This is a genomic window from Halomonas sp. NPDC076908, assembly GCF_050269715.1.
GTDB lineage: Bacteria > Pseudomonadota > Gammaproteobacteria > Pseudomonadales > Halomonadaceae > Vreelandella.
This window is the reverse complement of record NZ_JBNNIW010000040.1, coordinates 22,962-29,669: the sequence shown is the minus strand read 5'-3', so window position 1 is coordinate 29,669 and position 6,708 is coordinate 22,962. Positions and strand designations below refer to the sequence as shown.

General features: G+C 51.6%; 6 protein-coding genes. 1 reads left to right on the top strand and 5 read right to left on the bottom strand.

Features of this window, described 5'->3' with window-relative positions; genetic code table 11:
- The first annotated feature begins 223 nt into the window (after positions 1-223).
- On the top strand, positions 224-427 hold the full coding sequence (locus ACQKE4_RS17640; protein WP_427389594.1) for a hypothetical protein: 204 nt from the start codon (positions 224-226) through the stop codon (positions 425-427).
- A gap of 69 nt (positions 428-496) precedes the next feature.
- On the opposite strand, the gene ACQKE4_RS17635 is transcribed toward ACQKE4_RS17640, so the two are convergent.
- From ACQKE4_RS17635 to ACQKE4_RS17615, 5 genes are all read right to left on the bottom strand, one after another.
- Positions 497-1,897, bottom strand: a complete 1,401-nt coding sequence (locus ACQKE4_RS17635; protein WP_427389593.1) for a sigma-54-dependent transcriptional regulator — start codon at positions 1,895-1,897, stop codon at positions 497-499.
- A gap of 11 nt (positions 1,898-1,908) precedes the next feature.
- Positions 1,909-3,354 carry an ATP-binding protein gene (locus ACQKE4_RS17630; protein ID WP_427389592.1) on the bottom strand — a complete coding sequence of 482 codons (1,446 nt, stop codon included), beginning with the start codon at positions 3,352-3,354 and terminating at the stop codon, positions 1,909-1,911.
- 64 nt (positions 3,355-3,418) lie between these two features.
- Complete coding sequence (locus ACQKE4_RS17625; RefSeq protein ID WP_427389591.1) at positions 3,419-4,594, bottom strand: PQQ-dependent sugar dehydrogenase; 1,176 nt, start codon at positions 4,592-4,594, stop codon at positions 3,419-3,421.
- A 93-nt stretch (positions 4,595-4,687) separates the two neighbouring features.
- On the bottom strand, positions 4,688-5,563 hold the full coding sequence (locus ACQKE4_RS17620) for an AEC family transporter (RefSeq protein ID WP_427389590.1): 876 nt from the start codon (positions 5,561-5,563) through the stop codon (positions 4,688-4,690).
- Positions 5,564-5,642: 79 nt separating this feature from the next.
- Positions 5,643-6,557, bottom strand: a complete 915-nt coding sequence (locus ACQKE4_RS17615) for a LysR family transcriptional regulator (RefSeq protein WP_427389589.1) — start codon at positions 6,555-6,557, stop codon at positions 5,643-5,645.
- Between the last annotated feature and the right edge of the window lie 151 nt (positions 6,558-6,708).

Below are 6,708 nucleotides of genomic sequence, written 5' to 3'. Positions count from 1 at the left end.
TAACCTTAACTTCTCGAACCGCCCGGTGCGGACCCGCATGCCGGGTGGTGTGGCAGGGGACCGGTCAGCCATGCTGACCGCCCCTATGCCGATATCACGTATTTGAATGTCTAAACCACCGATGGTTGAAAAGATAGCTTACAGTGCTAGGTTTTAAATTAGATGTTGAAATGAGTCTGCTGCTGTTAGTAGTGGAGTGTAAATCCATAGGAAGGAGAATGGCATGACGCTAACCAATCTGGATAAACGTATCAAAGCGCTAATGTTATCGGCAATGATTGCTTTGGGTGGTGTGGCTCTAGCGGGTTGTAGTGAAGAAGTTGCACCGACTTCCTCGCCTGAGCCGGAGACAGAAGAGCCAATGGGTCAAGGCCCAATGTCCAATGAAGGCAGCGCGACGGACGATACCCTAAATGATGATCTATAAGCGCTAATCGGGATTTAATAACTTGAAAAATAAGGCTAGGCAGTGAGTGCCTAGCCTTAATAGTTTGCTTTACTCTTCACTATCTTCAAGACGGCGATATAGGGTTCTACGAGCAATACCAAGTACTTCTGCAGTGCGCCGCTTGTTGCCGCCTGTTGCTTCTAATACCTTGTTTATATAGCGCTTTTCGACTTCTTCTAAGCTTGGCCAACGGATAGGTGCTGGTGCTGGCAATTGGGTGCCTGCAAGCACTTCACTTTTCTGTGTCGGAACCAAGGTCGTGCCCGCTTCCAGCGTTGATTGTTCTCGCAGCCGTTCGGGTAGGTCTTTATGGCTAAGCAACCCATCCTCGCTCAAGGTCACGGCACGCATAATCGCATTTTCCAACTCGCGGACATTGCCAGGGTAGGTGTAGTTAAGCAGATTACTGAGCGCTTCCGGCTCAATTTGCTCAATCTGCTTGCCCTGTGCATCGGCGTGTTTATCAATTAGCGCAAACACAAGGTGTTCGATATCGGTACCACGCTCACGCAGCGGTGGTATGCGTAGCGAGAACGTTTCCAAGCGGTAGAATAAATCGCTTCGGAAATTCTCTTGCTCTATCTCTTTTTCCAAATTGCGATGGGTGGCCGCAATGATGCGTACATCCACCGGCTCTTCGCGCTCGCCACCTACCGGGCGTACGGTTTTCTCCTGTAGTGCCCGTAGTAACTTAGCTTGAAGGTTAATCGGCATCTCACCAATTTCATCTAGAAACAGACTGCCACCTTGTGCACTATGGAATAGACCTCTGCGTGCTTCATTGGCCCCGGTGAAGGCACCTTTCACATGGCCAAAAAATTCGCTTTCCATTAGGTCGGCAGGAATGCTGGCGCAGTTGACCGGCACAAACGGTTGGTCATGGCGAGGGCTTTCCTGATGAATAGCACGAGCCAGCAGCTCCTTACCCGTGCCACTTTCACCCAGTATCAATATCGGTGCATCACTCTTGGCGAGGCGCGAAGCATCGTGAAACAGCCCCTGCATAACATGGCTTTTGCCGACAATGCCATGGAAATGACTAATATCAGAGTCATGAGAGATAGCTAAGCGTTGGCGTTCCAATACACGAAAAACAGCATCGCGTATAGCATCAAGGTCAAGCGGCTTCGTTAAGAAGTCGTCAGCCCCAAGTTTTAGCGCTTCTACCGCTTGGTCAATGGTGCCAAAGGCGGTAATCACAATAATTCCCAGTTCACTGCCTGCTTGGCGTAACTGTTGCAGCAATTGAATGCCGGTCATGCCGGGAAGGCGCACGTCGGTGATAACCAATGAGACGGTGGTGTGGCTGAGTAAGGCAATACCCTCTTCAGCGCTAGACACGCCTAGCGTTGTATAGCCTGCATCCTGCAGTTCTTCTTCTAGCAATTCACGTATAGCGGCGTCATCTTCCACCACCAATAAAGGTAAAAGGTGTTCCTGATGGGTCACAAACGTTTTCCTCAAGCGGATGCGGTTTCACTAAGGGGTAGCGTAATTTCAAATCCAGCACCGCCAAGGGCGCTGTCAAATACACCGATCGTACCGCCGTGGTCGTTAATAATGCGATGCACCATGGAAAGTCCCAACCCGCTGCCTTGCCCCACCGGTTTGGTGGTGAAAAAGGGATCGAATACTTTTTGGTGATGGGAACCCGGAATGCCCGGGCCATCATCTTCTACCCATATTATTAGTTCATGATCCTGCTGCTGGGCTCGCACGCGAATGCGCTTAACGTCGTCAGCCTGAGCGGCATTTCGCAGCAAGTTAGTAAGTACCTGTACAATTTGCTGACCGTTGGCCAGTAGGTTGGGTGTGGGCGACGGTAATTCAATGTCTAGGCGAATATTGTGTGACTCAAGCTGCTCTTCGACTAAATCGCTGGCGCTGGAAATAAGTTCATTGAGGGCCAGTTCGTCTTTTTCAACATTGTGCTGTCTGCCTAATTCCATTAGTTGGCGGACAATTTCTACAATGCGTTCAACTTCGCCGCGAATACGCCCTAATCGCGCACGTTCGTCATCACCAATCACATCACGGCGAGCCAAACGCTGAGCCTGACCGTTAATGACGGTTAACGGTGCACCTATTTCGTGGGCAACCCCTGCGGCCAATACGCCCAGCTCTGCCAGTTTCTTCGACTTGCGCAGACGTTTTTCTAACTCGATTTCGTGCCTCTGGCGGTCTTCAATTTCAAAATCCTTTTCTGCCATCGCGTCTAGCATGCCATTTAAGCCTGAGGCAAGGCGGCGATATTCGGTAGGTCCATCCTCTGCTGCACGCTGGCTACGGTCGCCGTCTTCAACTAGCTGCATCACATGCAACAAGCGGGTTAGTGGCCGTTCAATAAAGCGTCGAAAGCCCCACCAAATACTGAATACAATTCCCGCAGCGCCGACAACAAACACCAATACGGCCACAATGCTGATAAAGCCAGTGTAGTTCTCTATGCCCGTATTGAGACGGTTAACCTGCAAAACGCCGTAAACAGTACCATCTTGTGCACGCAGTGGTGTTAAGGCGGAGTAGTAATTCCAGCCATCGTGTTGACGATAATTGCTGTACATATCGTCACGCTCGATGACCTGCTGAATCTCATCGCGGCTGAAAATATTTTTGCCAAGCCCTAACCCATAAATGTCGCGCCCATCAGTATCAAATACATAGGCACCGTAAATACGATGAAATGAGAAGGCAGACTGCAATGCCTCTTCAAGCGGGGTAGCGCTATCCGGGGTGACCGCGTAGCTAAGCGAGGTGCTTAGTGCGCGGGTAATAATTTCTACTTCCGTTTGCAGCTTGGAACGAACGTTATCTTCAAGCGACTTGATCGCCACCAAACTAAACACCACCAGGATGACAAACAGCGGCACAATTACTGTTAATATAATTAAATTGCGAAGTCGCATGGTGCATCCATGGTGGTGTTATGACAGACGTTTATTCATATATTGGTTGTTCAGTGCTTGCGTTTCAATGCACGCTAACGGGACGAAGCCGATAAAGGCCACCCTGAGCATCGTCAGTGACCAGGTAAATGGCATCATCAGAACCTTGACGAACATCGCGAATACGACCTACTTCGCCTTCTAAAATAAGCTCTTCTTCGGCCACCTTGCCGTCTTCCAAGCGTAGCAGGAGTAGCTTTTCGCTGCCTAAACCTCCGACCAGCAGGCTGCCTTGCCAAGCACCAAAAGCATCACTGGTTACTTCGGTAAGCCCAGCAGGCGCAAAGCGGCCTTCAAATACATAAACAGGATCAACCATACCGGGTAATGAGTCTTCACCGATGGGATCGTTGGTCGCGTAATCATTGCCCTGGCTAACATCGGGCCAACCATAGTTATTGCTTGGCTCAATATGGTTAAGCTCATCACCGGTGCGCGGCCCGTGCTCGGATGCCCAGGCTTCGCCGTTGCTCAACACCGTCATGCCTTGAATGTTGCGATTACCCAGGGTGTAGATTTCATCAAGGGTGTCGGCATCGTCGACGAAGGGGTTGTCATCTGGAACGCCGCCAGTGGCGGTAAGGCGAAGGGTTGAGCCTGCATGGTCATTGCTCGCCTGAGCGCGTGGCGGCTCGCTACCACGGTCGCCAATGCTCATTAATAGGGTGCCATCGGGCAGCCATGCCAACCGCGAACCATAGTGGCGACCAGGGCCTGAGGCACGCTCTTGCTCGAATATATGCTCAACTTCACCTAGCTCGTCGCCTTCCCATTTTACTCGTGAAAGGGCTGTGCGGCTGTTACTGCCATCAGGCTTGCTCCAGGTAAAGTAAACCCAGTCATTGTCGCCATCTTCTGCTCCAAAACCAGGGTGCAACACAACGTCAAGCAGACCGCCCTGGCCGTGATGATTGACCTCTGGCATACCTTCGAGGACAGAGGATTCACCGCTTTCAGGATCGATGAGATTCAGTTGCCCATTACGCTCGCTTACTAAATAACGACCGTCGGGTAGGAACGCAACGGCCCAAGGGTTCTCGAGGCCATCAGCCACGCGCTCAATTGAAAACGTCAGGTGCTCGCTCTCAATCGCTTCATGCATGACTTCTGCATGGGCGCTATTAACGGCGCCGATAAGAAGTAAGCCAGTGGCAGCAGGCCCAAGCCAGCGAGCGGATCGGTAAGCTTTTGTCATGCGCATCGTAAACCCTCTTATAGTGATGTCGTCCTATTTCAACGTCATCCTAAGTCTAGCAGTGACTCGTTCTGCGTGTTTGGGTTCCCCTAAGCGTGTTTACATTAGTAAAGCTAACAGCGCAGGCAGGTAAAACAGTGCCAATAAGGTAGAGCAAAATACCAAACTGGCCACATAGGCAGGTTCGCGCTGGGCGCGCTGAGCAAATAGATAATTAAATACCGCCACTGGCATACACATCTGTATCACTAGGATGCTCTGAGCGAGCGGGGGTAGCCCCACCCATCCAGCAATAAACCAAGCCACTGTGGCGGCAAGGGGGACGCGCACCAAGCTGAATCCTAATCCCGAACGCAGGTTTTTAACTTGGATGCTGGCCAATGACACACCAAGCGTGATCAGCATTAGTGGCACCGTAAAGCCTGACATCAAATCAACCGTATTTGCCAACCAGGGCGGTAGCGATGTTCCCGTGAGTAGCAGCGTCATGGCAATGATGATGGCGTAGACCGTGGGCGTTTTTACCAGGGTTTTAAGCGGGTTGCTTTTGCTATTAAGCGCCGCGCCTAACGTGAACTGAAAGAGTGAGACGGTCACCATCACTGTAATACCGTAGGCAAACCCTGCACTGCCAAAGGCGTAAAGCACCACCGGCAATCCCATATTGCCGGTGTTGGGGTACATCATAGGGGCAAGCAGCACCCGCCAATCACGCCGTAGTAACTTTGCCACTAAGAACGTCGCAGCCCCCATGGTTAGAATCACCAATGCTGCAGCCAGCATCGTCTGACCAAAGGTAGTAGCGTCGATATCAGCACCGGCCAGCGAGGCTAATACCAAGGAGGGCGTACCAATGTTAAAGACTAACCGGGTAATAAATTCGACGGGATACGGGTAACCTAAGCGCACCCACATATAACCCAGCCCTGCACCGGCCAGCACGGGCGCCATAATGGCAAACAGTTCAGCAAGCATCGTGGGGTCCTTGGCGGGTTAGGCTGGCTATTGTCGTTAATAAGCGGCCTAACTGGCAAGGTTATTGCGTTTTATTACGCTATATCACCGCGCTTTCAATGCGCCACTGTACCGGTATGTGGGTACGTAAAAAATCAAGCAGTGCGTTGATTCTGCGGGATTGGTGCCCGTAAGCGTAGAGCAGCGTGACCGGCAGCGCAGCGGGTTCCCAGCCCGGCAGGCAATTGATTAACTCACCGGGATGATGCTGTTCACGTTTTTCAACCAGCCAGTGGGGAAGTAACCCTATGCCTTGGCCGCGGGCAATGGCATCAATGTGTAGCGTTGTTAAATCGACTCTCAACCTTGAGTGCGGGGGGCTGAAAAGGTACTCACCTTGCTCAGGATGAGTGAGTAGCAAACCATTAGAGGCGGTCGCAAGCAGATCAACCCAGGCATGATGTTCAAGTTGGTCAGGGTGGCTTGGGGCATCTGCCGTCGCTAGATAATCTGGGCTTGCATACAGCCCGCGTGCCAACTCCCCTAAACGCTCCTGGTTGAGCCCGCACTCATGAGTGGGGCCGAGCCAGACATGCACGCTGTTGCTGTGCATTTTCGTGGGTGGCGTTTCACGGGTATGCAGGGTTAGCTCAACTTTCGGGTATTGTTTTAAAAACGCATCAATGGCGCTCGCCATCCAGCTACGCGCAAGTGCACCGTGCACTTCAAGCGTCACCTTTCCACTGATCTCTTCGCGTAGTTCAGCCAGCGCCTCCTGGCTATGAGCGGCCATGGCTAACAGCTCGTTGCAATAGGTATGAAATAGCAGCCCCGCCTCGGTGGGAATCAGCCGGTTTGCCTGGCGTCTTAACAGAGGCTGATTGAGCCGGGCTTCAAGTTGGCTAATTCGACGGCTTAGGGTTGATTTAGCTAAGCCAAGTTTTTGAGCGCTGCGCGTCAAACTGCCTGTCGCCATCACGTCGGCAAAGGCAGTGAGTTCGTCAAAGTCATACATCGTCAGGCCCACTGGGCAATAGGTGAAGGGTGATTGTGCCACCGTTTGGTGAGAATGCAAATAATAGGCATTTGTGTTCCGTTTTGTTGAACAGTCCGTCTCACCCGATTGTGTAGAGAGTGTGCAAAAATATTAATGCTAATAATTCGCA